The organism is Lipingzhangella rawalii (assembly GCF_031628175.1).
In the GTDB taxonomy this organism is placed as follows: domain Bacteria; phylum Actinomycetota; class Actinomycetes; order Streptosporangiales; family Streptosporangiaceae; genus Lipingzhangella_A; species Lipingzhangella_A rawalii.
Map to the genome: position 1 here is coordinate 318,667 of NZ_JAVLVT010000001.1, position 22,856 is coordinate 341,522.

General features: G+C 67.7%; 21 protein-coding genes. 15 read left to right on the plus strand and 6 right to left on the minus strand.

The features are described 5' to 3' along the window. The first annotated feature begins 107 nt into the window (after positions 1-107). The 13 genes from dop to RIF23_RS01450 all read left to right on the plus strand — a co-directional run bounded on the left by dop (position 108) and on the right by RIF23_RS01450 (position 16,023). Complete coding sequence (dop, locus tag RIF23_RS01390) at positions 108-1,628, plus strand: depupylase/deamidase Dop (protein ID WP_407659350.1); 1,521 nt, start codon at positions 108-110, stop codon at positions 1,626-1,628. Positions 1,629-1,784: 156 nt separating this feature from the next. Beyond that, positions 1,785-1,994, plus strand: a complete 210-nt coding sequence (locus tag RIF23_RS01395) for a ubiquitin-like protein Pup (RefSeq protein WP_310910449.1) — start codon at positions 1,785-1,787, stop codon at positions 1,992-1,994. A gap of 157 nt (positions 1,995-2,151) precedes the next feature. Continuing rightward, on the plus strand, positions 2,152-3,009 hold the full coding sequence (gene prcB, locus RIF23_RS01400) for a proteasome subunit beta (RefSeq protein WP_310910450.1): 858 nt from the start codon (positions 2,152-2,154) through the stop codon (positions 3,007-3,009). 74 nt (positions 3,010-3,083) lie between these two features. Further along, complete coding sequence (gene prcA / locus RIF23_RS01405) at positions 3,084-3,860, plus strand: proteasome subunit alpha (protein WP_310910452.1); 777 nt, start codon at positions 3,084-3,086, stop codon at positions 3,858-3,860. Positions 3,861-3,922: 62 nt separating this feature from the next. After that, on the plus strand, positions 3,923-5,281 hold the full coding sequence (gene pafA / locus RIF23_RS01410) for a Pup--protein ligase (protein WP_310910453.1): 1,359 nt from the start codon (positions 3,923-3,925) through the stop codon (positions 5,279-5,281). Between the two features lie 79 nt (positions 5,282-5,360). Beyond that, on the plus strand, positions 5,361-6,470 hold the full coding sequence (locus tag RIF23_RS01415) for an FKBP-type peptidyl-prolyl cis-trans isomerase (RefSeq protein ID WP_310910454.1): 1,110 nt from the start codon (positions 5,361-5,363) through the stop codon (positions 6,468-6,470). 30 nt (positions 6,471-6,500) lie between these two features. Then, entirely contained in the window at positions 6,501-8,528 is a 2,028-nt protein-coding gene (locus RIF23_RS01420) for a helix-turn-helix transcriptional regulator (RefSeq protein WP_310910455.1), read from the plus strand. Positions 8,529-8,808: 280 nt separating this feature from the next. Then, positions 8,809-9,129: a twin-arginine translocase TatA/TatE family subunit gene (locus RIF23_RS01425; RefSeq protein WP_310911205.1), complete on the plus strand. Its 321-nt coding sequence runs from the start codon at positions 8,809-8,811 to the stop codon at positions 9,127-9,129. Between the two features lie 113 nt (positions 9,130-9,242). Then, positions 9,243-10,121, plus strand: coding sequence for a twin-arginine translocase subunit TatC (gene tatC / locus RIF23_RS01430; protein ID WP_310910456.1), 879 nt, complete (start codon positions 9,243-9,245; stop codon positions 10,119-10,121). 79 nt (positions 10,122-10,200) lie between these two features. After that, positions 10,201-10,515, plus strand: coding sequence for a DUF397 domain-containing protein (locus RIF23_RS01435; RefSeq protein WP_310910457.1), 315 nt, complete (start codon positions 10,201-10,203; stop codon positions 10,513-10,515). Positions 10,516-11,255: 740 nt separating this feature from the next. After that, on the plus strand, positions 11,256-14,210 hold the full coding sequence (locus tag RIF23_RS01440) for a DEAD/DEAH box helicase (protein WP_310910458.1): 2,955 nt from the start codon (positions 11,256-11,258) through the stop codon (positions 14,208-14,210). A 101-nt stretch (positions 14,211-14,311) separates the two neighbouring features. After that, positions 14,312-15,232 carry an MBL fold metallo-hydrolase gene (locus RIF23_RS01445; protein ID WP_310910459.1) on the plus strand — a complete coding sequence of 307 codons (921 nt, stop codon included), beginning with the start codon at positions 14,312-14,314 and terminating at the stop codon, positions 15,230-15,232. A gap of 59 nt (positions 15,233-15,291) precedes the next feature. Next, entirely contained in the window at positions 15,292-16,023 is a 732-nt protein-coding gene (locus tag RIF23_RS01450) for an alpha/beta fold hydrolase (protein WP_310910460.1), read from the plus strand. 146 nt (positions 16,024-16,169) lie between these two features. Here RIF23_RS01450 and RIF23_RS01455 read toward each other — a convergent pair whose 3' ends face one another. The 6 genes from RIF23_RS01455 to RIF23_RS01480 all read right to left on the minus strand — a co-directional run bounded on the left by RIF23_RS01455 (position 16,170) and on the right by RIF23_RS01480 (position 20,057). Then, complete coding sequence (locus tag RIF23_RS01455) at positions 16,170-16,403, minus strand: hypothetical protein (protein ID WP_310910461.1); 234 nt, start codon at positions 16,401-16,403, stop codon at positions 16,170-16,172. Positions 16,404-17,109: 706 nt separating this feature from the next. Beyond that, positions 17,110-17,358: a hypothetical protein gene (locus RIF23_RS01460; protein WP_310910463.1), complete on the minus strand. Its 249-nt coding sequence runs from the start codon at positions 17,356-17,358 to the stop codon at positions 17,110-17,112. Between the two features lie 77 nt (positions 17,359-17,435). Beyond that, entirely contained in the window at positions 17,436-18,383 is a 948-nt protein-coding gene (locus RIF23_RS01465) for an NAD(P)-dependent oxidoreductase (RefSeq protein WP_310910465.1), read from the minus strand. Positions 18,384-18,714: 331 nt separating this feature from the next. Beyond that, entirely contained in the window at positions 18,715-18,900 is a 186-nt protein-coding gene (locus tag RIF23_RS01470) for a DUF397 domain-containing protein (protein ID WP_310910466.1), read from the minus strand. A gap of 102 nt (positions 18,901-19,002) precedes the next feature. Then, positions 19,003-19,215 carry a DUF397 domain-containing protein gene (locus RIF23_RS01475; protein WP_310910467.1) on the minus strand — a complete coding sequence of 71 codons (213 nt, stop codon included), beginning with the start codon at positions 19,213-19,215 and terminating at the stop codon, positions 19,003-19,005. Further along, positions 19,215-20,057 (minus strand): helix-turn-helix domain-containing protein, encoded by an 843-nt coding sequence (locus RIF23_RS01480; protein WP_310910468.1) that lies wholly within the window; start codon positions 20,055-20,057, stop codon positions 19,215-19,217. Before RIF23_RS01480 ends, RIF23_RS01475 begins: the two co-directional genes overlap by 1 nt. A gap of 797 nt (positions 20,058-20,854) precedes the next feature. Here RIF23_RS01480 and RIF23_RS01485 point away from each other — a divergent pair. After that, positions 20,855-21,403, plus strand: coding sequence for an ATP-binding protein (locus RIF23_RS01485; protein WP_310910469.1), 549 nt, complete (start codon positions 20,855-20,857; stop codon positions 21,401-21,403). A gap of 250 nt (positions 21,404-21,653) precedes the next feature. Then, positions 21,654-22,802, plus strand: coding sequence for a glycosyltransferase family 4 protein (locus RIF23_RS01490; protein WP_310910471.1), 1,149 nt, complete (start codon positions 21,654-21,656; stop codon positions 22,800-22,802). The last annotated feature ends 54 nt before the right edge of the window (positions 22,803-22,856 follow it).

The window sequence follows — 22,856 nt, forward strand, 5'->3', positions numbered from 1 at the left end:
CGATGTCCTCCGCAATGCGTGGGCACCGCGGGGGACACGGCCATCGAATCCCCGACGATTCGGCGCCCGTGGGTTCAATGAAGCCTCGTGCTGGATAACCTCAAGTCATGAGTGTGCGGCGGATAATGGGCACCGAGACCGAGTACGGCATCGCCGTACCCGGCAACCCCGGCGCGAATGCAATGGTGACCTCCACCCAGGTGGTCAACGCCTATCTGGCGGCCTCCGCGGCGCGGGCCCGCAAGGCCCGCTGGGACTTCGAGGAGGAGAATCCCCTACGGGATGCCCGTGGGTTCGATCTCGGGCGGGAGGTGGCCGACCCGTCCCAACTCACGGATGAGGACCTCGGCCTGGCCAATGTGATCCTGACCAACGGAGCCCGACTCTACGTCGATCATGCCCACCCGGAGTATTCCACCCCGGAACTCACCGGCCCCCGGGACGTTGTGGTCTGGGACAAGGCCGGGGAGTGGGTGATGGCCGACGCGGCGCGGCGTGCCACGGCCGTCCCCGGGGCGGAACCGATCCAGCTGTACAAGAACAACACCGACAACAAGGGTGCCTCCTACGGCTGTCACGAGAACTACCTCATGCGGCGATCCACGCCGTTCGCCGACATCGTGCGGCACCTCATTCCCTTCTTTGTCTCCCGCCAGGTGGTCTGTGGGGCCGGGCGTGTCGGTATCGGTGCCGACGGCCGCGACCACGGTTTCCAGATCAGCCAACGTGCCGACTTCTTCGAGGTCGAGGTCGGACTCGAGACGACACTGAAACGTCCGATCATCAACACCCGAGACGAGCCGCACGCCGATCCGGAGAAGTACCGGCGCCTGCACGTCATCATCGGGGATGCCAACATGAGCGAGGTATCGACCTACCTCAAGCTCGGTACCACCGCGATTGTGCTGTCCATGATCGAGGACGGGTTCCTGTCCACGGACCTGTCTCTGGAGACTCCGGTGGCTGACGTCCGGGCCATCTCCCACGATCCGAGCCTGGAACACCGGGTGCGACTGCGGGACGGACGCCGCATGACCGCGGTCCAGCTCCAGACCGAGTACCTGGAGCTGGCACGCAAGTACGTGGAGGATCGCTACGGCAGCGACGTGGATTCGGAAACTGCCGAGGTCCTGGAGTTGTGGGAGTCGGTGCTCCAGCGGCTCACAGATGATCCCAGTCAACTGGCCACGGAGCTGGACTGGGTGGCCAAGTATCAGCTGCTGGACGGCTACCGCCGCCGAGACGGGATCGACTGGGACCATTCTCGTCTCCAGCTGGTCGACCTCCAGTACTCCGACGTGCGGCCCGACCGGGGACTGTACAACCGCTTGGCGGCACGGGGACGGATGCGCAGAATCACTTCGGATGCGGAGGTGGAGCGTGCCATCACCGAGCCGCCGGAGGACACACGCGCCTACTTCCGCGGCCGGTGCCTGGCGAAGTACGCCGACTCCATCGCCGCGGCGTCCTGGGACTCGGTCATCTTCGACATTCCTGGGCAGGACTCGTTGCAGCGTGTTCCCACCCTGGAGCCCCTGCGCGGCACCCGCGAACATGTGGGTGCGCTGCTGGACCGTTCGGAGACCGCAGCGGATCTGGTGGCCGTGCTGACGGGAGGGAGACGGTGACGACCGCGGCGGCGCCATGGTGCCCACGCGTCGGACGTGAGATGCCACCCGGGATCCGGGCAGCGTTGGGCGAACGGAGGGTTGAACTCCGCAGAATTGGGCCACAACGCAAGCGAGGGCTCGGTGGTGTGACGAGGCAGCGAGGAGGAGTTCGGTATGGCAACGAAGGACACGGGAGGCCAGAAGCCCGCGGAACGGCGGGAGGACGAGGCCGTCGAGGAGTCCACGGAGGCCCAGCCTGAACAGGCGGAGCGCAATCAGCAGCTGGACGAGGATGTCGACGATATTCTCGACGAGATCGACGATGTGCTCGAACAGAACTCCGAGGACTTCGTGCGACAGTACGTGCAGAAGGGGGGGCAGTGACACCGTGCCGCGGTCGTCTGGTGCCCCGGAAGGGCCGGTCGCGGGGCTCCCCTGAACCCGTGCACCGGGTGGCCCCGGTACGGGCGTAGCCCCATCGCAACCAACCACAACCATCCTCCCCGTGCCGAGCTCGGGGAGCGACATCGAAGGGAGCAGTGTGTCCCCAGTGTTCGAGGGCACCGGACCGTTTCCGCACAGCGCGCTCACGCGGGCTGGATCCTCGTCGTTCGTGGACTTCCTGCGGGCCCACAATCCCGAGCTGCTACCCGGTGGGAACGCCCCCCGCTCCGGGACGCACAGCGATGCGTCCCACCTCACCCCCGAAGGGACCACAATCGTGGCCCTCACGTTTCCCGGTGGCGTTGTGCTGAGTGGAGACCGACGCGCCACTTCGGGCAACGTCATCGCCAATCGCGACATCGAGAAGCTGTACCGCACCGACGAGTTCTCGGCCGTGGCCTTCGCCGGCGCGGCCGGATTCGGCATCGAACTTGCCAAGCTGTTCCGGGTGCAGCTGGAACACTACGAAAAGATGGAAGGGCGGCCCCTGTCCCTGGAGGGGAAGGCCAACCAGCTGGCCGCCCTGGTCCGTGGCAATCTGGGCATGGCGATGCAGGGATTTGTTGTGGTTCCCCTGCTCGTTGGCTTCGACGAGGGGGCCGAGCGTGGTCGAATCTTCAGCTACGATCCGGTCGGCGCCCGCTATGAGGAGCACCAGCACCACTCGATCGGCTCGGGCTCGGTCTACGCCCGGGGCTCGCTGAAGAAGCTGTACACCGACGAACTCTCCCAGAACGACGCCGTGTTGGTCGCCTTGCAGGCTCTCTATGACGCAGCTGACGATGACACGGCGACGGGAGGCCCCGACGTACACCGCAAGATCTACCCCCTCGTCGACGTGATTACCGACGAGGGGCACCGCCGGCTGCCCGAGGCCGAGATCGCGGAGTTCGCCGAGACCGTGGTACGCGGGCGGGCTGAGCGACCGGACGGTCCCACAGCCTCCGTGCGTTGACCTGACCGGTCCGGCCTCGCCGGTGCGTTCGCGACTCTACCCCTTCGACCAGCAAAGGAACTCTCGCGGTGTCGATGCCGTTCTACGTTTCGCCCGAACAGCAGATGAAGGACAAGGCGGACTACGCGCGCAAGGGGATCGCGCGTGGCCGCAGCGCCGTTGTCCTCCAATACGACGGCGGAATCCTGCTCGTGGCCGACAACCCATCCCGAACGCTGCACAAGATCAGCGAGATCTACGATCGAATCGCCTTCGCCGCGGTCGGTCGGTACAACGAGTTCGAGAACCTGCGCCTGGCCGGGGTGCGGGTGGCCGACACCCACGGATACGCCTACGACCGCCGGGACGTGACCGGGCGCATGCTGGCGAACTTCTATGCCCAGAACCTGGGAATGGTATTCATCGAGAGCAGTAAGCCGTGGGAAGTGGAGGTCGTGGTCGCGGAGCTTGGCGACACTGTGGACACGGACCAGCTGTATCGGATCACCTTCGACGGCTCGGTCATCGACGAGCGGGACTTCGTGGCGATGGGCGGCTCGGCCGAGCAGGTCACGAATTCCCTGCGTGAGCACCACCGCAAGGACGCCTCGCTGGAGGAGGCCTTGGGGGCGGCCATGACGGCCCTGGCCAACGAGAACGGGGGAGACCAGGCACCCGATCCCGCCAGCCTGGAGGTCGCGGTGCTCGACCGGTCGCGCGATCACCGCACCTTCCGCCGAATCCAGGGGACCCGCCTGCAACGCCTCATCGAGGCAAGGTCTACCGGCGACACCGCACCAACCGCCTCCGAGCAGGAGGACACCTCCGATGGGGAAGCAGGGAGCACAGATGCCACAGACTCCCGGGAGTAATCCCGTCGAATTCCGGGCGCCAGCCATGGCGCCGCGGGCCGTAGGGCAATAGTGTGAGCGTCGTGGAACGTCGCATATTCGGCCTGGAGAACGAGTACGGGGTCACGTGCACCTTCCGAGGCCAGCGGCGGCTGTCCCCGGACGAGGTCGCCCGTTACCTCTTTCGGCGGGTGGTGTCCTGGGGGCGCAGCAGTAATGTGTTTCTCCGCAACGGGGCACGGCTCTACCTCGATGTCGGCAGCCATCCGGAGTACGCCACCCCGGAGTGTGACAGCATCGTCGACTTGATCACCCACGACAAGGCTGGGGAACGCATCCTTGAAGGGTTATTGGTCGACGCTGAGCAGCGTCTACACGAAGAGGGGATCGCCGGCGAGATCTACCTGTTCAAGAACAACACGGACTCCGCCGGCAACTCCTACGGCTGCCATGAGAACTATCTTGTGGGCCGCCACGGGGAGTTCGGTCGGCTCGCCGACGTTCTGATCCCGTTCCTGGTAACCCGACAGATCACCTGTGGGGCCGGCAAGGTGCTCCAAACCCCACGGGGGGCGATGTACTGCGTGAGTCAGCGGGCCGAGCACATTTGGGAAGGGGTGTCCTCGGCAACCACGCGTTCCCGTCCAATTATCAATACCCGAGACGAACCGCATGCCGACGCCGAGCGGTTCCGGCGGCTGCACGTGATCGTGGGCGACTCGAATATGAGCGAGACGACCACGTTACTGAAACTTGCCTCCACCGATCTCGTGTTGCGGATGATCGAAGCCGGCACCGTAATGCGGGACTTCACCCTGGAGAACCCGATCCGTGCGATCAGGGAGATCAGCCACGACATGACCGGCCGACGGCGGGTGCGCCTGGCCAACGGTCGGGAGGCTAGCGCCTTGGAGATCCAACGGGAGTATCTGGACAAGGTGCGCTCCTTCGTGGATCGCAACGGCACCGATGCGACCGGCAAGCGAGCCCTGGAGTTGTGGGAACGCACGCTGGAAGCGGTCGAGACCCAGGACCTGACCAGGGTGGAGCAGGAAATCGACTGGGTCGCCAAGTATCTGTTGCTGGAACGTTACCGCGCCAAGCACTCCCTGGCCCTGTCGTCGCCGCGGGTGGCCCAGCTCGATCTCGCCTACCACGACATCCACCGAGACCGGGGGCTGTTCTACCTGCTCCAGTCCCGCGGCTCGATGGACCGGGTGGTCCGGGATCTGGAGGTGTTCCAGGCGAAGTCCGTTCCGCCCCAGACGACCCGGGCTCGACTGCGCGGTGAATTCATTCGGCGGGCCCAGGAGCGTCGACGTGACTTCACCGTGGACTGGGTTCACCTCAAGCTCAACGACCAGGCCCAGCGCACGGTTCTGTGTAAGGATCCGTTTCGGGCCCACGACGAACGGGTGGACAAGCTGATCGCCGGCATGTAGGCGGTGGGCGGTCCAGACACCACCGCCGCTTCGATAGGGTAACGGAGACCCTAGCCTGAACCTGCTGAGATGGTGACATATGCGTCGACGTGCGACTGCGGCGGTCGCGCTTCCCGTGTCCATGGTGCTGTTCGCGGCCACGGGATGCGGGGCGCTCGACGAGAGCCTGAAACCCTGGTTCATGCGCTCTGACTCCGAGTACCCCTCCGGGCTGCCCACCGTCAGTGGTGAGGTCGGCGAGGAGCCCAATGTGGAGTTTCCTGGAGAGGAGCCTCCGGAGGAACCGTTGACCGGGATCGCGGTCGAGGGACCGGAGGAGGACCAGGGCGACCTGGTGCGGTCTGGTGACGCGATCGTCTCCCAGATGGTCAGCTACGAGTGGAGCGGTCAGGGCGAAACCCAGGAGCTGTCCTCCACCTACGACGACGACACACCTTTGGCGGTGTCGCTCCAGCCCGGACCGCAGGTCGCCGATCTGATCGAGTGTGTCACTGACGCCACCGTCGGAAGCCGGGTGGTGTGCGCCTTCCCGCCCGATCCCGAGCAGATGGGCGCGGACCCGGCCATGCAGCAGATGGCAACCCAGGTCATCATCCTCGATATCGAGCAGCACTATCCCCAGGGCAGTACGGTAACCGCCGAGCAGACCGAGGACGGCGGTGGCGACCTGCCCACTGTGACCGAGGTCGACGGGGAGCAGCCGGAGATTTCCATTCCCGATGAGGACCCGCCCGAGGAGCTGGAGACGGTGGTGCTGGCCGAGGGCGACGGGCCCGAGGTTGAGGCCGACGAACAGCTCATCACCCAGTACACCGGCATGACCTGGGACGATGGTGAGGTGTTCGATTCCACCTGGATGCCGGGGCGGAACGGAACACCGCAGGAGTTTCAGGTTGCCGACGGTGCCGTCATCGACGGATGGGTCGACGGCCTGGTGGGACAGAACGTCGGGGATCGGGTCATGTTGGTGATTCCCCCCGATCTGGCCTACGGGGAGGACGAGGATGCCGCCGGTGGCCAGCCCAGCGGAACGCTGGTCTTCGTCGTCGACATTCTCGGATCCGCACCTCCGGTCCCGGAACAGGAAATGCCCGAGCCAGACATGGAAGACATGGAAGGCATGGAGGGTATGGAAGGCATGGAGGATCTCGATCTGGAGGATCTGGACCTCGAGGGTATGGAGGAGTAGGCACCGCGGTCCGAATGGGGGGAGCGCGGCATGGCGGAGGAGAAAACCCGCCGGCAGCTGAATCTCGTCATCTGTCTGTTGGCAACCCGCCGGTATCTGTCGGCCCGGGAGATACGGGCGACAGTCCAGGGGTACGAGCGTGTGGCGGGTGACGAGGCCTTCAAGCGGATGTTCGAGCGGGACAAGGACGAGCTGCGCGCCAGCGGGATCCCGATCGAAATCGGTGACGTGGACGTCTGGGGCGACGAACAGGGATACCGGATATCCCGTGCTGCCTATGCGCTTCCCCCGGTGGAACTGCGCCCGGACGAAGCAGCTGTTCTCGGGCTGGCGGCGCGCGCCTGGCGGTTCGCCGCTCTCGGCGATGCTGCGACCGAAGCCGTACGCAAACTGCGCGCCGCGGATATTCCCGTCGACACCGAAGCCCACCACGGGTTCTCCCCGGTCGTCGGTACGCACGAGCCCACGTTTCTCGCGGTGTGGAAGGCGGTGCGGGACCGCCAAGCCGTCACGTTCGACTACCGGGCTCCCGGCCGGGATGTGGCCCGCCGCACCCTGGAGCCATGGGGGGTGGTGAATCGGCACGGGCACTGGTACGTCGCCGGTTACGACCGGGATCGTGCCGCCCCGCGCGTGTTCCGGCTGGGGCGGATTGTCGGTCCGGTGTCGGGGGTGGGCGGTACCCCCGTTGAGGTGCCCACCGACGTCGATGTGCGGTCGCTGGTTTCACTGGAGCGCCCATCCGAGCCCCGCCAGCTGGCGACACTGTGCGTGCGCGCCGGAGCGGCCCACGAGCTCCGGCGTCAGGCAGAGCAGATTCAGGTGGATGCGGGCGGGGCGGGCTGGGACCTGGTGCGGTACCCCTACAGCGACGCTACGGAATTCGCCGCCGTGCTGTCGGGCTACGGAGCCCATCTTCGGGTGCTCGATCCGGCGGAACTCGCCGAGGCGGTGGTTGGTCAGCTTGCCGCGGTGGTGCAGCAGTACCGCGGAGCCCGGTCGACCGCCGCGGCGGAGGGCTCGCTGGGCACGGTGTGGGGCACAGCGAGCAGGGTGGACGATGAGCGGGGGGACCGGCGAGCGCCCATGGTCGGAACCGCACGACTACGCCGCCTGTTGACCCTCGTCCCCTACGCCCTGAATCGCGGGGACGTGCGCGTGTCCGACATAGCCGTGGAGTTCGGGTTGAGCGAGCGGCAGGTGCTGCGCGATCTCAGCCTGCTGTGGACCTGCGGCCTGCCCGGCTACCTACCCGGCGATCTGATCGACGTGGACATGGACGCCGCGCGGGAATCCGGCGAGGTGGTGCTCGCTAACGCGGAAACTCTGGCCGCACCCCTGCGACTGACCACGGACGAGGCGGTCACCCTGCTGGTGGGGCTGCGGCTGTTGGGGGAGCTGTCCGACGGGGCCGACAGTGCCGCCTGGCAGCGGGCCAGTGCCAAGCTCCGAGAGGCCGCGGGAAGTGCGGTGAACGAGTTCGCGGCGGCCGTTGACGTGCGGGTGGAGCATCCGCCGCGGGTGCGGAAGCTGCACAGCTGCCTGGAGGAGGCGCTGCACCAGGAACACCGGGTGCGACTGCGCTACCACTCCTACTACCGCGACGCGGTGACGGACCGTGAGGTGGACCCGATGCGGCTGGTTCTCGTCGACGGGTTTCCCTACCTGGAAGGGTGGTGTCGCTCCGCCCAGGATGTTCGGATGTTTCGGCTGGATCGAGTTCTGGAGCTGGAGGTCCTCTCCGCGCCGGCGCAGGTGCCTCCGCATGCGCAGCCTCGCGAGCTGGCAGCGGGTGCCCTCCAACTGACCGGGGACGACACTCTGGTCACGGTTGAACTGGATGCGGGGGCGCGGTGGGTAACCGAGGAGTACGTGTGTACCCAGGTGTCCGAACGGCCGGGGGGAGCGCTTCTCGCCACACTGCGTACCCCCGACCCGGCGTGGGTGTGTCGCCTGATGTTGGGTCTGGGGCCAGCAGCGCGTGTTGTGGCGCCGGCGGACCTTGCCCACCGGGTCGCCTCCGAGGCGCGGCGTGCGTTGGAGTTGAATCGGGCCTAGGATCGGCACCGTGTACATCGCAGTGGTGGTGGCGGCGGTAGGCGGCTGTGTGCTCACGGCCCTGCTCGTGCGGGCATGGCGCGGGTTCCTGGTGCTTCGGGAACGAGTCCGGAATGCGCGAGGGGCCGTCGTGGGGTCATGGACGAGCCTTCGGGCGGCGACGGAACGCGCCTCCCGGGGCGGGGGGGTCGATGCCTCCAGCTTGAGGACGTACCATCGGGGTGATAGACGACGGTGTCCCGGTGCGCCGTCTGGGCCTTGAGGGAGGCTGCTCGTGAGCATGGGCACAAACGAAATCTTGCTGCTGGTACTGATCGCACTGCTGCTGTTCGGCGCGACCCGCCTGCCAACTCTGGCTCGCTCCATGGGCCGTAGCCTGCGCATCTTCAAGGCCGAAACGCGTGGACTTCGCGAGGAGGGGAGCGAGAGTCAGGAGGGCGGTGACACCGAGGACGCCGCCCGTGCGGATACCTCTTCTTCGGGGCAGAGCGCGCCCCCCTCCAGCTCGGAGAGTACCCCGGGGATCTCCCGGCAGCTACCCGCGGGGCACACTGTCATCGAAGAGACCGGCGACACCACGCATCGCCCCTACGGACGCTGACCGGACCGAGAACCAGCGGTAGCAGCATGCATCAGGACCGGATCGGAGGCTGTGCCGGTCACCGATCCGCGGCCACGCATGCGGGGTGACGACAGAAAGGCAACCACACTTCGATGTTCGTCGGCCAGACCTCGCGTCGGCCCGCGCGCGACCCCGAGGGGCGCATGCCGCTGATGGACCACCTGCGGGAGCTGCGCACCCGGATGGTCAAGGCCCTGATCGGGCTTGCACTGGGGATAGGCGCGGGATTCGTGGTCTTCGAACCGGTGTGGGCGTTCCTACAGACGCCCTACTGTGCCCTGCCCCAGTCCGCCCAGCTGGATTCCGACGAGTGCCGCCTGATCTTCACCGGCGTGTTTGACGCCTTCTTCCTCCAGTTCAAGGTTGCCGTCATCGTCGGGATTCTCGTGTCGTGTCCCGTGTGGCTGTGGCAGATCTGGCAGTTCGTCACACCGGCGCTTCAGGGGCGAGAGCGCTGGTACAGCGTCGCGTTCATGGGGGCGGCGATCCCCCTGTTCACGGCTGGAGCCGCTCTGGCCTACCTCATTTCCGAGCTCGCGCTGCGCGTGATGTTCTCTTTCGCGCCCGAGGGCGCAGACGCGCTGATCACCATCACCAACTATCTCAGCTACATGCTGACCATCATGCTGGTGTTCGGTGCCGCCTTCGTATTGCCGTTGTTCGTGGTGCTGCTCAACCTGATGGGGGTTCTTCCCCACGATCTCATCGCCAAGTGGCGGCGGGTGGTCTTTTTCGTGGCCTTCGCGTTCTCCGCGATCGTCACCCCGGCGGATCCGTTGACCATGGTTGTGCTTGGCTCCTCGATCATCGTGTTGTTCGAGGCGGCGGAACTCGTGGCCTACATCAACGACCGTCGTCGAGCCGCCACCACCTTCGACGACGTGGGTGACGACGAGATCTCCCCCCTGCCTGACGACGCGTCGGCGGGGGAGTTGTCCGGGGACGACGCAGCCCCACCCCGGAACCGCTAAGGTCGGTAGGCGCATTCGCCCCGTGGGCGGCCACGGGGCGACTTCCCGGCCAGCAGAACCGGAGTCAGGAGTGAGCACGATGAGCGATTCCGCCCGGCCCGATCTTCCGCCCGAGGCTCAGGGCAACGAGAAGTGGCACGACACGACGAACGCGGTCTGGCACCGGTCGTCGCTGTCACGCGAGGACTCCGACGCGATCGTCGAGGTCGCGAAGTTCGATGACGGCTTTCGTGCCGTGCGTGACGGTAAGAATCCGGAGAAGGGCATCCTCTTTTTCACCCCGGCCGAATGGGAGGCGTTCGTTCTGGGGGCGAAAGACGGCGAGTTCGACATCCCCGAGGAGTACCTGACCGAGGAGGAGGCCGCGATCCAGCGCGGGGAGTACCCCACCTAGGCAGCGCCGTTCGGGATGGCCGTGGAGTGGGCTGGTGGGCAAACGCAGACGCAGACACTCTCGGTGGGTGTGCGCGGAGGTGCAGGTGACCGCACCGATACTGAGTGGGCATTGCTCGCCCCGCTGATGCCCCCAGCCCCATCCTTCGGGTCCCCGGTCCGGCGCGGCGGGCGCACACGCGCAGGCCACTCCCAAGGACCGCTCGGCGGACATGGTGATGGCTCTGGCTCGAGCACACGTCCACGTCGCCCCTGCATTCCCGCTGGCCGTCGTGCAGGGGAGCGCCCCCAGGGCGGAACGCCGCCGGCGGCCAAGACGGTGTGTACCCCCAACCAACCACCGCCACCACGACGCCTCCCGGGAGTTGCGGTTTCTGCTCCGCATCCTGATGTGTCTCGGTTGCGGGCAGTATTGCTCGATTGCTCGTAGCACCGACACGCCCCACCATCGCCGCCGCACGGGGTCCCCGTGGAGGCGACCGGCCGGGCGAGCCCCAGCCGCACCGGAGACCGTGTTCTGCTGATTTTTCGGCCGGGCGTCTGCGGGGCCACCTGCGGCCCCTGGCCGCACCACCTCGTCCCGCCGGTGTGGGGTGTGGCCCTCGTGCGGTCTGGGGGTGATCCCTGGCCGATGCGGGGCAGGATCAGACGATGCCGGGATGGCTGGTTCCCCGGCCGGGCCTGTCGCCACGCCGGTTTCCCGGGCGCGGGATTGCGCTATGAGCCCTAGGCTGGATCACCATGAGCAGTCATGCCGCGCGCCACGCAGCGTCTCGCGAGCGCCACACCACAACCGGCTCCGTGATCTCGGACTTCGAATCCGGATACTCCTTCGGATTTGACCGGTTCCAGCTGCGGGCATGCCAGGCCCTGGAGCGCGGCCACGGCGTACTGGTGGCCGCACCCACCGGGTCCGGAAAGACCGTGGTCGGGGAGTTCGCGGTCCACCTGGCCCTGCACGAGGGGCGCAAATGCTTCTACACCACCCCCATCAAGGCCCTGTCGAACCAGAAGTATGCCGACCTCCAGCAACGCTACGGCGCGGACAATGTCGGCCTACTCACCGGGGACAACAGCATCAACGGGGATGCCCCGATCGTCGTCATGACGACCGAGGTGCTCCGGAACATGCTCTATGCGGGCTCCGGCACCCTGTCTCGGCTCTCCTACGTTGTGCTGGACGAGGTGCACTATCTGGCTGACCGGTTCCGCGGAGCGGTCTGGGAGGAGGTCATCATTCACCTGCCCGCCTCGGTGCGGATGGTGGCCCTGTCGGCGACGGTGAGCAACGCCGAGGAGTTCGGGGAGTGGTTGCAGCAGGTTCGGGGGGACACCACGGTCATCGTGGACGAGCGTCGTCCGGTCCCCCTGTGGCAGCACGTGATGGTGGGCAAGCGGATCCGTGACCTCTTTGTTCCTGTCGAGGACAGCAGTGCGCAGGCCCCCGGCCAGGGGTCTGCGGGCCAGGACGGCGCGGGTGACGGCCACCGGCGTAGTCGTCGCCGGGATCGGCGCCGGCGTTCCGACAACGGTGACCAGCTGGGTGAGGTCCTCGTCAACGGTGCGCAGATGCGGCTCAACCCGGAGCTGGTGCGGCTCGCCCAGGAGGACGAACGCGAGACCCAGCTTGCTCACCGGCGGCGCCATCCGCGAGCGCGGGGTGGTCGCCCCCGCCCGCGCACCCGGTTTGCGCCGCCACGGCGGGTGGATGTACTCACCGAACTGGATCGTGCGGCGCTTCTGCCTGCGATCACGTTCATTTTCAGTCGGGCGGGCTGCGATGCCGCCGTGCGGGAGTGCCTGCGCTCCGGACTGACGCTGACCACCGCCGACGAGGAGGACGAGATCCGCGAGGTCGCGGAGGAGCGCTGCGCAGATATGAGTGACCAGGATCTTGCGGCGCTCGGGTATGATGAGTGGCTCGCAGCCTTGCAGCGTGGGGTCGCCGCACACCACGCCGGGATGTTGCCGACCTTCAAGGAGGTCGTCGAGATCCTGTTCACGCGGGGACTGATCCGCGCAGTGTTCGCTACCGAGACCCTGGCACTGGGCATCAACATGCCCGCCCGCACGGTGGTCATCGAGAAGCTCGACAAGTGGAACGGCGAGACCCACGCCGATCTCACCCCGGGCGAGTACACCCAGCTAACCGGTCGGGCCGGTCGCCGCGGCATCGATGTGGAGGGCCACGCGGTGGTTCTGTGGCAGCCGGGCATCGACCCGGAGCGGCTGGCCGGGCTGGCGAGCACCCGTACCTATCCGCTGAACTCCAGTTTCCAGCCGTCCTACAACATGGCGGTGAACCTCGTCGGGCAGGTGGGGCGGGAACGAAGCCGCACCATGTTGGAAGCGTCTTTTGCGCAGTTTCAGGCGGATCGTTCCGTGGTTGGGCTGGTGCGTCAGCTGCGTAAGCAGGAGGAAGCCTTGGCTGGGTACGCCGAGGCCGCCCAGTGCCACCTGGGAGACTTCATGGGCTATGCCCGCCTGCGGCGGGAGTTGTCCGATGTGGAGTCCCGGCAGGCCAAGCAACGTGGCCATCAGCGCCGCCAGGAGGCTGTCCGATCGCTGCATCGGCTGCGGGTGGGCGATGTGATCCGGGTACCTGCCGGGCGTCGTCCCGGGTATGCGGTGGTACTGGATCCGGGGCTCGCGTTCGGAGGGGATCCTGCACCCCTGGTGTTGACCGCCCGTGGCCAGGTACGCCGGTTGGGTCCGGGAGACTTTCCCGCGCCGGTTGAGGCCGAGGATCGGATGCGGATTCCCAAACACTTCGCGGCCCGGTCTCCGCGCGCACGTCGCGATCTCGCCTCCACGCTGCGAAACCGGCTCGCCGGGTTGCCCAGGGACGAAGGGGGAGATGCCGCCGCGGCGCCGGACGATGCCGCGGACACGACTGCTGGGGTCTCCACCGAGGTCGAGGAACTGCGCACCCGGATTCGACACCATCCGTGTCACGACTGTGCGGATCGGGAGGACCACGCGCGCTGGGCCGAGCGCTACCTGCGTCTGGAACGCGAGACCGAAGGGCTGCGGCGCAAGGTGGCCAGCCGTACCCATGTGATTGCACGCACGTTCGACCGGGTGTGTGCGGTGTTGGAGCAGTTGGGCTACCTGGCCCCGGCCCCCGAGGTGGAGCCTGCGGCCAACGGCAGTGGGGAGGAGCAGCCTGACCAGCGGCCCCGGGATGCCGTCACCCCGGCCGGCCGGAAACTCGCGAAGATCTATTCCGAGTTGGATCTGCTGGCCGCCGAGTGCCTACGTCAGGGAGTCTGGGACGATCTCGTCCCCGATGAGTTGGCGGCGTGTGTGTCGGCCCTGGTATACGAGTCCCGCCGCAACGACGACCCCGAGCCGCGGATTCCGGCGGGGGCCACGGAGGCGGCCCTGACCGAGATGGGCCGGCTGTGGGGGGAGCTGCACCGGGTGGAGCGGGACCATGATCTGTCCTTCCTGCGGCAACCGGATCCCGGGTTCGCTTGGATCGCCTACCGGTGGGCCCAGGGCGCGGCCCTGGAGGCGGTACTCGAGGACGCCGACATGCCGGCCGGGGACTTTGTGCGGGCCACCAAGATGCTGGTGGACATGTTGGGCCAGATCGCTGACGCGGCTGGTGAGGAGAGTCCGGTGCGGCGCAGCGCCCGCGCGGCGGTTGGCGCGCTGCACCGGGGTGTCGTGGCCTACTCCTCGGTCGGGTGAGGCGCGCGGTATCCAGCGGTGGCTGGGGTGGTACACGTGGGCGTAGGTAGGCAGTGGGGACGGAGTTCCCGGTCTGTGCGCAGACGAGTGAGAGGACGATCGTGGACGAGCCCTACACTCGAGAGCTGGCACCCGGCGTTTTCGCCTACGTGCAGCCGGACGGGTCCTGGTTTCTCAACAACACCGGGATCATCGTGGCGCCGGAGGTCGAGGGTGGTGTGGTCATGGTCGACCACGTTGCGACCGAGCGCCGGGGCCGTGCCCTCATGGGCACTGTGGAACGCCTCGGTGCGGGACGTGCCCTGACCACCCTCATCAACACCCACCACCACGGTGACCACACTTTCGGGAACTACCTGGTTCCGGCCGGCACCTCGGTGGTCGGCCACGAGCTGTGCCGTGCGGAGGTGATCGCGACCGGAACCTCGGTGACCACCCTGTTCGAGGGGCCGGACTGGGGGGACATCCGCCTGCGCCCGCCCGAGATCACGTTTCGGGAGCAGCTGACCGTCTGGGCGGGAACACTCCGATTGGAGCTGGTGCATTTCGGTGGGCCGGCACATACCACCAATGATGTCGTGGTCCACGTTCCGGACCACGGGGTGGTGTTCTGCGGGGACCTGGTTTTCGCCGGCGGAACACCCCTGGCGGTTCAGGGCAGCATTCGTGGTTGGCTCACCGCGTTGGACCGGCTTGCCGAGCTGGGGGCGCGGACGCTGGTGCCGGGGCACGGTCCGGTGTGTGGGCCCGAGGAGATCAGCCAGGTGCGCGGGTACCTGGAGTTCGTGCGGGACACGGCCGCCGCGGGCTGGCGCCGCGGCCAGTCACCCCTGGAGCTTGCCGAAAACACCGATCTGGGACAGTTCGGCGGGCTCACCGACCCGGAACGCATTGTGGCGAATCTGCACCGTGCCTACGCCGAGCTCGACGATCCCCACAATCTCGGCAAAACTCTCGATCTCGCTCCAGCTATGCTGGACATGCGCCGCTATCTGGGCGGCCCCCTCGTCTCCTACGCCTGACCAGACGTGGCGCCCCACGGTGCCACACCCGGAAGCGCACCTCGCCCAGGGAGAGTGAGATGGGTACTGGCCCCGCACTGGTCCTGGTGCACAGCCCGTTGGTCGGCCCCACAAGCTGGGAACCGGTGGCCGAGACGCTTCGGGGCCGGGGCCATCGGGTGGTTGTCCCCGACCTGCTCCCCGCGCTGCGCGACAGCGGACCCTACTACCCACGGATCGCCCGCACCGTCGCCACGGGGATCGACGCGCACGGTGCGGACACTGTCGAGGAAGTGGCGCTGGTAGCACACAGTGGTGCCGGGGCCCTCGTCCCAGCCATCGCCGCGGCGGCGCAGTCCACCGTGACGGTGCCGGTGTCGGTGTTCGTGGACGCCCTGCTGCCACACCCCGGACGCAGCTGGTTCGACACCGTCCCGCCGGAGCTGGGCAGCCAGCTGCTGGACCGGGCTACCGACGGATTCCTACCTCCGTGGCCGGAGTGGTTCCCACCGGGTGCGGTGGCGGGACTGCTCCCCGAAGCAGAGATGCGCTCGCGGTTCCTTGCCGAGGTGCCGCGTCTTCCGGTGGACTACACCACGGAGGTGCCTCCGGACTGCGCAGATCCGGACCCTGACCGGTGCGCCTACCTCCAGCTGAGCGAGGCCTACACCGCGGAGGCGAACCAGGTGGCCGCGGCCGGATGGGCCGTGCGCCACCACGACGCGCACCACCTGGCCATACTCACCGACCCGGAGAGTGTCGCCAGCGCCATCGTGGAGCTGGTCGGCGAGCGCGTGCGGCGACTAGGTTGACTGGCTGCCAGACAGCGCGCACGCCACGGGATCGGGCGGGGCTCACGTGTCGAGCCAGTTTGCTGGTGGAGCCATGCGCCCGGAAACAACCGGTGAGGGGAGGCGCCCCCTGCCCGTAGCCACCCTGCGGGCCAGCAGGGGAGGCATCACGGAAGCGCCCCGATCAGCGCCTCGATGATCTCTGTGGCCGCGTGCAGCCCCTCCTCCTCGGATGGCGTGTCCACGCCTTCGGCATGCTCGGGCAGCTCCACCCTGTACGTCACGGCGAGGTGGAACTGGTCCTCGACAACGCGCAGTTCTGACTCCCCGTCCTCCTCCGTGTAGGAGAACATGGCGACATCGCCGACATCGCCGACATCGCCGACATCGCCGAGGTCCACAGTCGTCGGTCCTGCGTTCGAGGTCTTTGACCGCATCCTCGTGGGCCGGCGCCGCGGCCCCGGTCACAACCATCGTGCTGATGGTCTGGCCGGGTAGATCCCGGTCAACATTGGAGAGTACGCAGGTCTGGCTCACGAGCGGATTGTCCCGGCTCGTGTCGCTCGACGGGGCAGTCATCACCTCGTCGGTCCCGAGATATCTGCGGAGCTGATCGGAGTCGGGTACGGCACACATGTCTCCAGGAAGGAGCCCGTAGAGATCCCCCTGACGTGTGACCGCGTCCTCGTCGTCCTCGTCCTGCGGGGTGGCAGGGCTCTCCTCCGGAGGGGAGCCTCCGCTGGCAACATCGGGCGGTATACACGCAGACAGGACCGGTGCGATGGTCACCAGGACCCCCGTGACCAGGAGCCCAGGGGTACGTCGCGCATTCGCTGCCGCGTGGGGGAGCGGGAATGAGGCACAGTGTCTCCTTCGGGGTATTCCTGGTCACGGCTCTCATTATCCGGGGCCGTTTCGCGCTGTGGGACGTATTCAATGGTCAGTGGCGCATGGGGCCAGCGCCGAACGTCCGGCACGGACGTCCGGCGCACCGTTCCGTCAGCGGCACGGATGGACGGGGGACGCGAGGCGGTGGGATCGACTCGGGTGTCCCACCTGGGCTTCGCTCGGGCGACATTCTGGGTCGGCACTGCTCCAGTGAGACCCTCAGTACACGGCGGCCGTGATCGTGTGCAGTCCGCGGGCGCCGTCGGGGTGGACGCCACTGTCCTGGCCCCTGTGCCTTGCCGTCGGCGTCCACGGACCCACTGCCGCCAGGTGTCGGCGGCGGTCACCCTCGTCGCGGTGATGCTGGGCGGGATGGTGATCCAGCCGCAGCGCCACGACTTCGAGCTTGCCGCGCACAAGGACCACAGGGAGTACCTCAGGGCGGCTCGGGGTACGTCGCAAGTCCATCGCATCACAACAGGTCACAGCGGGCACCAACCCACGAAGCTCCCGGGGGATGGGCGACAGTTTCGACGAGTCCAACCTCAGTATCCGCGGGCCGGGTCGACGACCCCGATCAACTCCTCGCCTGCCGTCCAACGTCGGACATTGTCGGCCAGCCGCTGGCGGAACCCCCGCCGCGTCATCGCCGCGTCGGCTATGTGCGGCGTCACGATGGCCCTGGGGTGCCCCCACAGTGGATGGGCTGCGGGAAGTGGCTCCGGGTCGGTGACGTCAAGGCCCGCGCCGGCGATCCCGGCACTGTCCAGTGCCCCGAGCAGCGCCTCAGTGTCCACGATGGGACCGCGCGCGACGTTGATGAGCCAGGCGGTCGGCTTCATCGCATCGAGTTCGGCCGCGCCGACCAGGTGACGGGTGTCCGGGGTGTCCGGGGCAGCGAGCACCACATGGTCCACCGCTTCCCAGAAGTCGCCGATTCCGGCTATGGGCCGGGTTTCGGCGGCTCCGGGCACCGGCCGGCCGCTGCGGTTCACGACCCGGGCCTCTGCACCCAGGGCGGTGAGCGCCGGGATGAGGGCGCGGGCGATACCGCCGCCGCCGACGATCCCCACCACGGTTCCGCCCAGGGTCCCCGCGCGGGGCAGCAGGTCCGTCCTGGCCCATTCCGCGGCCCGAAGACTCTCCGGAAGCAGCCGGACTCCCGTCAGCAGCAACGTCAGCGCGTGTTCGGCCACCGGAACCGCGCATACCCCCGCGGCCGAGGTCCACACACGCGCTCGGTCGATGATCCCGGCCTCCACCCACCGTTCGATACCGGCGGAGGGGAGCTGCACCCACGCGACGCTTGCGGGGAGCGATCGCGGGAAACTCGCCAGATCGGTCCATGCCGTCCAGGCGAGAGCCTGGGCGTCCGCGAGGTCAACCACGACAGCATCCGCCTGGTGAACCAGTTCGACAACGGCCTCGTCCGCCTCCGGCGCGACGGCGAGACGCAGCGGTTTCGGCCGCGCGCGCTCCGCCCCCTTCTCCATACCACCGAGCCCAGTGATACCCCGACCTGTGCGTCGAGGTCCCCCGGCGTAGGGGTGGTTCAAGGGTGCCATCTCTCCCGCACGCATCTGCACTCCCTGGGCGGCGAGGACGGCGCCGAACCGGTCGCACCGCCGGCCGTGCTGCCCGACCGCCCTGCTGCCGGCAGATCATGAATGCTGTCGGTGACGCCACCCGAAACCCAAGCCCACAGGCATCCACCGAACCGAGGCAACGCCAGCAGGATCGTCAGTCCACGTCAGCCCGGAACGGCTCCTCGCGCTGGCTAGGGCTGCACGTCTGAGAGCACCGTCTTGCCTCCTCGTGCGGCTGCTACATCTTGCCGATGCGGACCGCGTGCAGGAGGGCGGTCCACGCGTGGGTGGGGAGAGTCATGTAGCCGAGGTGGGGGTGTTGGGAGTCGCGAACCTGGACGCGGTTCTCAGCGGTGCGGCACTCGACGCAGTTGGGTTCGCGCCCTTCGCTGTAGCTGGACTTGGTCCAGGGGGTCTGGTGCATGGGTTCTCCTGCTTCCGGGATGGGGCCGGGTGTGCAGTTGGTGTACCCAGTGTGGCGGGGTACGGCCCTGGCCTGGTGTGGCCAGGGCCGCAGGCGGTGGGATTAGAGGTCCCCGTTGCGTACGGCGGCGAGGAAGGCCCGCCATTCGGCTGCGGGAAAGTACAGCGCGCCCCGGCTGCGCTGCTTACTGTCGCGCACCCCGGTTTGGGCGCCCTCGCTGACCTCGACGCACTCGCCTCGCTCTTGGGTGTAGCTTGCCGTGTGCCAGCGCCGAGGGGTGGATGTAGCTTGTTCCGCGGCACGGGTTCTGCTCATCAGCGCCTTTCCAACTCTTCTGCCGCACCTCGAATGAAGGTGGTGCTCTCGTCCAGGGGGAGTGCGGCGGCCTGTAGATAGTCGAACTGTTGCTCGTGCTCGCGAAGCACACTCTCCCCTTCGAAGAAGTGACCGCTGGGTGGGACATCGAGGTAGCCGACCTGTTCGGCATCCCCAAGGGTGAGCAGGATGAAGCCGTACGGGCGGGCCATGCCCTTGGCCAACGGGAGCACCTGGATGTCGAGGTTGGGACGGTTGCTTAGCTCGACCAGGTAGTCAAGCTGGGTCCCCATTATGCCTGTGTCACCGATGAGGCAGCGCAGCGCCGATTCGTCGATCACCGACCAGACCCGGGGTGCGCCCTCACGGTCCAGCACGCTGTGCTGTCTCTCGATCCGGGCGTCTACCCGGCGCTTACGCTCGGTCGCATCGGCAACCAGGCCCCGGGCCATCAGCGCATCCACGTAGTCGGGGTGTTGGAACAGTCCAGGGATGAGACCAATGGCGTACTGCTGGATCTTGGTGGCCTCGTTCTCCAGACCGTAGAAGGCGTTCCCTGCCACATCCTCGTACTGGAACCACCAGGGCTTGTGTTTGCGAGCCGCCTTCGCGATCGCGACCAACTCCTCGCGCAGCGCGTCGCTGCTGCCGTAGAGCCGACATAGCGCAGCAACCGCTTCGGTGTTCAACCGCACGAACCGCCCGTTCTCGATGCGGTACATCTTGCTGACATCCCAGCCCATCTCCTCGGCGACCTGCTCCTGGGAGAGCTGAGCCTGGCTGCGAAGACGCTTCAACTGGCTGACCAGGTAGTGCCTGCGTACGGGGGAACCCTGGTTCATCGCGACCTCTCCTTCTGACCGGCCGGGATATCAGTGGCACCGACTGACTGGCACGGGAGAAACCAGACACTCGTTCATAATCCAGGCTCTTTGAGTTACAGGGCTTGTATTTTAGCCTGTCGTCAGTAAGCTTAGAGCTACGAAGGGTTAATAAGCAACATGCGAGACGAGCCGTGGGCCGGCCCATATGCGCTCGGGCCGGGGTGCTGCCACACCCCGGCCCGAGCAGAAGAAACCCCGAAACTGCGACGAAACGAGGTTCTGTCATGAACTCTAACTGGCCTGGCCAGTTGATCTCCCGTGGCGGGGAAGTCTCACCCGGCTTGCCCGGTGACGCCAAGTCAGACCAGTCCGACACCCACCGAGCCCCGGTCGTGGTTTGGCAGTGTCCGGTGGTGGAGTGTTTGTGGGCGTCGGTGAATCCGTTGGAACATCCGTGTCCGTTTCCGCTGGCGTGTGTGTCTGCCGGCACAGCCGGTGGCGTGACCTCCCCGGTTTCTGGCGGTCCGCCTCGGCCGGATGTTCCGCCGCCTGCGGTGCTGGAGCAGGTGTTGGCGGGGTTGCGGTGGCTGGATGCCGGGCGTGGTCAGCACCCGGGGGAGCGGCCGGCCCAGGAGCTGTCCGGGGACGCACCCACGGTGCCGCTGGGGGTGGTCACGCCATGACCGGGCCTCAGGAGGAGCCCCGGGGATTGGGGGCAGCGGAGACGCACCGGTTGGCCAAGCAGCTGCGTGTGGCGGCCTCGGGCACGACCATCGTGCTCCCTACTCGGGCACGGCCGATGGGGGGTGGGGAGCATGTGTGAGCGCTTTCAGCGCACCTTCCCCGGGATCCCGGCCAGTGTGGCCCGCGCCCGCGCCTGGGCCACCGAGGTGCTGAGCCCGCGCATCACCGACGAGGAGGCCATCGGGGATGCCCGATTGGTGGTGAGCGAACTCGTCACCAACGCGCTTCAGCACACCAGCAGTGGCGATCGCGGCATGGGACGCGCTGAAGCACGGCTGCGGGCGATCCTGGGCCGGGTCGAGCTTCGCCTGCTCCTCGCGCCGCGCCGCATCCGCGTGGAAGTCACCGACACCGGCACATTCCCGCGACCGGAGGGCGCGATACCACACGAGGCCAGCGAAGATCGCCCTGGAACGCCCGGCCCGATAGTGCGGTGTCCCGACCCGGACGCCGAGCACGGCCGCGGACTCGCGTTGGTGGATCACCTGGCACAGCGCTGGTTCTCGCGCGGTGACCACACCGGCCGCACCGTCACCGCGGATCTGGCCCACCAGTCCGCCCCGGTCACGGTGGGCGCCGGCGGCGTGCCCGCCCAGCGGTACTGCCCCCGCACCGAGTAATACCCCTCCGGGTGGTGAAGCGCACCCCGCACGGCCCCCAGCCGTGCCCGGGGCAGGCCACACCACCCCGAACAACCCCACCTGGGTGAGATTGAGGCGGCCCGGACGAACGTGGGGCCGCCCCCAGGTGATGAGGCCCCGTCAAAGCCGATGGGGGTGGCAAAAGGCCGATGGGGGAGTAGGGCGTAAATGATCTACGATGTAAAGGTGCCGGTTGTGTTCACCCACCCCACCGGGTACACCCGAGCCCGTGACCCACACCCTGCTCATTACCAACGACTTCCCACCGCGCACGGGCGGCATCGAGACCTTCTGCCACGAACTGGCCCGGCGCATGTCACCCGCCGCCGACGGGGCGCCGGGAGTCGTCGTCTACACCTCACATGCCTCGGGAGCGAGCGAGTATGACGCCGCATTGCCGTTTCCCGTAGTGCGGGATACCGCGCGGACGCTGTTGCCAACCGCACGGGTGGCCCGGCGCGCCGCGCAGCTCGTGCGGGAATTCGGCTGTGACCGGGTGGTGTTCGGCGCGGCGGCCCCGCTGGGCCTGTTGGCCCCGCACCTGCGCGCGGCCGGAGCACGGCGCATCGTGGCGATCACGCACGGCCACGAGCTGTGGTGGGCGCGCCTTCCGGGTTCCCGCCAGCTGCTGCGGTGGATCGCGGACGGGGTGGACGTGCTCACCTACCTGAATGCGCACACTCGTGGGGTTATCGAGCCCGCCCTGGCGCCAGCCGGCCGCGCCCGGCTGGCGCAGCTGAGCCCGGGGGTGGACCCGGCGCTGTTCCGTCCGGATGTGGACACGGGCGCGATTCGGCAGCGCTACCGCCTGTACGGGGCGCGGATGGTGCTGTGTGCCACCCGGCTGGTGCCCCGCAAGGGCGTGGACACGCTGCTTCGCGCCTGGCCCAGGGTGCACAGCGCCATCCCGGACGCCCGGCTGCTGGTGGTGGGCGACGGACCGGACCGCACCCGCCTGCACCGGCTTCGGCGACGGCTCGGTGATGCCGCCACCACTGTGACCTTCGCGGGTAGCCACCCGCATGCGGCGCTGCCGGAGTTCTTTGCTGCCGCCGACGTGTTCGCGATGCCGTGCCGCACCCGCCGGGCCGGGCTCGAACCCGAAGGGCTGGGCATCGTCTATCTGGAGGCCGCAGCCAGTGGTCTCCCGGTGATCGTCGGGGACTCCGGTGGGGCCCCCGAGGCGGTGCGGGATGGCGAGACAGGCTACGTGGTCAACGGGCGGGATTCGCGGGAGGTGGCCCAGCGGCTCATCACCCTGCTCACCACCCCCGCACAGAAGCAGGCGATGGGGGAGCGTGGGCGGCGCTGGGTGCGTGTCGAGTGGACCTGGGACGCAGTGGCCTCACGGTTGGAATCCCTATGTCCCCCCGGGTAGTACATCGTGACCGTGATCACCATATACTTGGACGTCCAAGTAGATTGCGGTGCG

Bases quoted from the DNA above. Each gene is read 5' to 3' on its own strand.
- dop (WP_407659350.1), top strand. From the start codon at position 108: ATGAGTGTGCGGCGGATAATGGGCACCGAGACCGAGTACGGCATCGCC.
- RIF23_RS01395 (WP_310910449.1), top strand. From the start codon at position 1,785: ATGGCAACGAAGGACACGGGAGGCCAGAAGCCCGCGGAACGGCGGGAG.
- prcA (WP_310910452.1), top strand. From the start codon at position 3,084: ATGCCGTTCTACGTTTCGCCCGAACAGCAGATGAAGGACAAGGCGGAC.
- RIF23_RS01415 (WP_310910454.1), top strand. From the start codon at position 5,361: ATGCGTCGACGTGCGACTGCGGCGGTCGCGCTTCCCGTGTCCATGGTG.
- RIF23_RS01420 (WP_310910455.1), top strand. From the start codon at position 6,501: ATGGCGGAGGAGAAAACCCGCCGGCAGCTGAATCTCGTCATCTGTCTG.
- RIF23_RS01425 (WP_310911205.1), top strand. From the start codon at position 8,809: ATGGGCACAAACGAAATCTTGCTGCTGGTACTGATCGCACTGCTGCTG.
- tatC (WP_310910456.1), top strand. From the start codon at position 9,243: ATGTTCGTCGGCCAGACCTCGCGTCGGCCCGCGCGCGACCCCGAGGGG.
- RIF23_RS01435 (WP_310910457.1), top strand. From the start codon at position 10,201: ATGAGCGATTCCGCCCGGCCCGATCTTCCGCCCGAGGCTCAGGGCAAC.
- RIF23_RS01440 (WP_310910458.1), top strand. From the start codon at position 11,256: ATGAGCAGTCATGCCGCGCGCCACGCAGCGTCTCGCGAGCGCCACACC.
- RIF23_RS01450 (WP_310910460.1), top strand. From the start codon at position 15,292: ATGGGTACTGGCCCCGCACTGGTCCTGGTGCACAGCCCGTTGGTCGGC.
- RIF23_RS01460 (WP_310910463.1), bottom strand. From the start codon at position 17,358: ATGGACTTGCGACGTACCCCGAGCCGCCCTGAGGTACTCCCTGTGGTC.
- RIF23_RS01465 (WP_310910465.1), bottom strand. From the start codon at position 18,383: ATGGAGAAGGGGGCGGAGCGCGCGCGGCCGAAACCGCTGCGTCTCGCC.
- RIF23_RS01470 (WP_310910466.1), bottom strand. From the start codon at position 18,900: ATGCACCAGACCCCCTGGACCAAGTCCAGCTACAGCGAAGGGCGCGAA.
- RIF23_RS01475 (WP_310910467.1), bottom strand. From the start codon at position 19,215: ATGAGCAGAACCCGTGCCGCGGAACAAGCTACATCCACCCCTCGGCGC.
- RIF23_RS01480 (WP_310910468.1), bottom strand. From the start codon at position 20,057: ATGAACCAGGGTTCCCCCGTACGCAGGCACTACCTGGTCAGCCAGTTG.
- RIF23_RS01485 (WP_310910469.1), top strand. From the start codon at position 20,855: ATGTGTGAGCGCTTTCAGCGCACCTTCCCCGGGATCCCGGCCAGTGTG.